Genomic DNA, 3363 nt, shown 5'->3' with positions numbered 1-3363 from the left:
ATGGTTGCGGGGACAGGATTTGAACCTGTGACCTTCAGGTTATGAGCCTGACGAGCTACCGGGCTGCTCCACCCCGCGACATTCGCGTTAGCGAAGGGGGTATGAGACAAAGTGAATGGGTTCAGATGGTGTGCTTGCATGTCGCACGGGCTTCAATGCCTGGCGACGACCTACTCTTCCATCGCTTGAGCGATAGTACCATTGGCGCAGGCGGGTTTCACGGCCGAGTTCGGGATGGGATCGGGTGGGACACCGACGCTATAGCCACCAGGCAATGGAGCCGGTGCGACATGCGTGCACGTATATCTGTGGGGTACCCCGTCCTGGCTTTCGCCGTGACGGGGCTCTTAAAATCGAGACCGTGCTTGTTTGTAGTCCAGCCTCTCGGGAACCCCTGAGTGCTGGGTATTGAACCGATCCCTCGACGGCGAGGGGATCGGCAATCTGGCGTCGGCTTAAATCATCCGCACCGGTCTATGGCTAACTGGTTGCCCAGTGTTGTCATTGATGGTGGAACTCTCAAGCGCGAATAGAGCAATTAGTATCGGTTAGCTCCATGCGTTACCGCACTTCTACATCCGATCTATCAACGTCGTGGTCTCCGACGGCTCTATGAAATCTTATCTCGAGGGAGGCTTCCCGCTTAGATGCTTTCAGCGGTTATCCCGTCCATACATAGCTACCCTGCTGCGCTCTTGGCAGAACGACAGGTACACCAGAGGTATGTTCAACCCGGTCCTCTCGTACTAGGGTCAACTCCTCTCAAATTTCGACGCCCACGGCAGATAGGGACCAAACTGTCTCGCGACGTTCTGAACCCAGCTCACGTACCACTTTAATTGGCGAACAGCCAAACCCTTGGGACCTGCTCCAGCCCCAGGATGTGATGAGCCGACATCGAGGTGCCAAACAACCCCGTCGATATGAGCTCTTGGGGGTTATCAGCCTGTTATCCCCGGCGTACCTTTTATCCGTTGAGCGATGGCCCTTCCACGAGGGACCACCGGATCACTATGACCGACTTTCGTCTCTGCTCGACTTGTCAGTCTCGCAGTCAGGCGGGCTTATGCCATTGCACTCTAACAGACGGTTTCCAACCGTCCTGAGCCCACCATTGCGCGCCTCCGTTACTCTTTAGGAGGCGACCGCCCCAGTCAAACTACCCGCCACAGAGGGTCCCTGATCCAGCTAATGGATCGAGGTTAGACATCAGAAACAAACAGGGTGGTATTTCACCTATGGCTCCACATCAGCTGGCGCCGATGCTTCAAAGCCTCCCACCTATGCTACACAGTTTCTTCCTAATGCCACTCTGAAGCTGCAGTAAAGGTGCACGGGGTCTTTCCGTCTAACCGCGGGTACTCCGCATCTTCACGGAGAATTCAATTTCGCTGAGCATGTCCTGGAGACAGTGGGGAAGTCGTTACGCCATTCGTGCAGGTCGGAACTTACCCGACAAGGAATTTCGCTACCTTAGGACCGTTATAGTTACGGCCGCCGTTTACCTGGGCTTCATTTCAGAGCTTGCACCCCTCCACTTAACCTTCAGGCACCGGGCAGGCGTCAGGCCCTATACGTCGTCTTGAAGCCGACTTAGCAGAGCCCTGTGTTTTTGCTAAACAGTCGCTACCCCCTGGCCTGTGCCCCCCATAAGAGCTTGCGCTTATATGGGGCCTCCTTCTTCCGAAGGTACGGAGGCAATTTGCCGAGTTCCTTCAGGACACTTCTCTCAAGCGCCTTGGTATACTCTACCTGACCACCTGTGTCGGTTTCGGGTACGGTCTATACGGTGGGGCTATTTCCTGGAACCATTTCGAAGCCTGACCAATCCGATAAGGTCAGACAACACACATGATCCGTCACACACCACCAGGCCCACGAATATTAACGTGGTTCCCATCGACTACCCCCTTCGGGCTCGTCTTAGGGGCCGGCTCACCCTGCGCGGATTAGCCTTGCGCAGGAACCCTTGGTCTTTCGGCGAGAGGGCATCTCACCCTCTTTATCGCTACTCATGTCTGCATTCGCACTTCCGATACCTCCACGACCCATTACCAGATCGCTTCAACGGCTTACGGAACGCTCCGCTACCGCGTACCACATAAGTGGCACACCCTAAGCTTCGGCACGTATCTTGAGCCCCGTTACATCTTCGCCGCAGGACCTCTTGTTTAGACCAGTGAGCTGTTACGCTTTCTTTAAAGGATGGCTGCTTCTAAGCCAACCTCCTGGTTGTTTTGGAAGTCCCACATGCTTTCCCACTTAGATACGATTTGGGGGCCTTAGCTGTAGGTCAGGGCTGTTTCCCTTTTGACGACGGACCTTAGCACCCGCCGTCTGTCTCCCGCATATCACTCTTGGGTATTCGGAGTTTGGTTAGGTTTGGTAGATCTCGCGACCCCCTAGCCCATCCAGTGCTCTACCCCCCAAGGTGTTCGTGCGAGGCACTACCTCAATAGTTTTCGCGGAGAACCAGCTATTTCCCGGCTTGATTGGCCTTTCACCCCTAAACACAACTCATCCGGTAACTTTTCAACGTTAATCGGTTCGGACCTCCAGTGCATGTTACTGCACCTTCATCCTGGTCATGCCTAGATCGCCGGGTTTCGGGTCTAATACATCAAACTCTGGCGCCCTATTCAGACTCGCTTTCGCTGCGCCTACACCTAACGGCTTAAGCTTGCTTGATACATTAAGTCACAGACCCATTATGCAAGAGGTACGCTGTCAGGCCGCGCAAATCCGAAGATCTGGAGCCCTCCAACTGCTTGTAGGCAATCCGTTTCAGGTACTGTTTCACTCCCCTCATCGGGGTGCTTTTCACCTTTCCCTCACGGTACTAGTTCGCTATCGGTCACATACGAGTATTTAGGCTTGGAGGGTGGTCCCCCCATGTTCAGACAGAATTTCACGTGTTCCGCCCTACTCGAGTCCTGAATTCTCACTTTCGCATACGGGGCTGTCACCCGCTATGGCGCTACTTTCCAGAAGCTTCTGCTAGTTGAAATTCAGGCACTGGCCTGGTCCGCGTTCGCTCGCCACTACTAACGGAATCTCGGTTGATGTCTTTTCCTCCAGCTACTGAGATGTTTCAGTTCGCCGGGTTCGCTTCACGAAGCCTATGTATTCAGCTAAGTGATACCTGAACCAATTAACCCAATACCCTGCGTTGCCGCAGAGCTTGGATTAATCGGATAGGTGGGTTTCCCCATTCGGAAATCGTCGGGTCAAAGCTTGCTCACAGCTCACCGACGCTTATCGCAGCGTGCCACGTCCTTCATCGCCTGTATGTGCCAAGGCATCCACGAATTGCCCTTACCTCACGCTTGAGAGTCCACACCACCAACGACATCACTGGGTGCC

Annotated in this window: 1 tRNA gene and 2 rRNA genes; all 3 read right to left on the bottom strand. The window is 54.3% G+C overall.

The annotated features are described in order from the left end of the window. Position 1: 1 nt before the first annotated feature. The 3 genes from U1701_RS18575 to U1701_RS18565 all read right to left on the bottom strand — a co-directional run bounded on the left by U1701_RS18575 (position 2) and on the right by U1701_RS18565 (position 3329). Positions 2-78 (bottom strand) — tRNA-Met (locus tag U1701_RS18575). A gap of 79 nt (positions 79-157) precedes the next feature. Then, positions 158-272: ribosomal RNA gene (gene rrf / locus U1701_RS18570) — 5S ribosomal RNA — on the bottom strand. A 246-nt stretch (positions 273-518) separates the two neighbouring features. Next, positions 519-3329: ribosomal RNA gene (locus U1701_RS18565) — 23S ribosomal RNA — on the bottom strand. Positions 3330-3363: the final 34 nt, after the last annotated feature.

This window comes from Sphingomonas rhamnosi, from assembly GCF_036663615.1.
Lineage (GTDB): Bacteria > Pseudomonadota > Alphaproteobacteria > Sphingomonadales > Sphingomonadaceae > Sphingomonas.
Note: the sequence above shows the minus strand (reverse complement) of the source record. Positions and strands in the feature narration are given on the sequence as shown.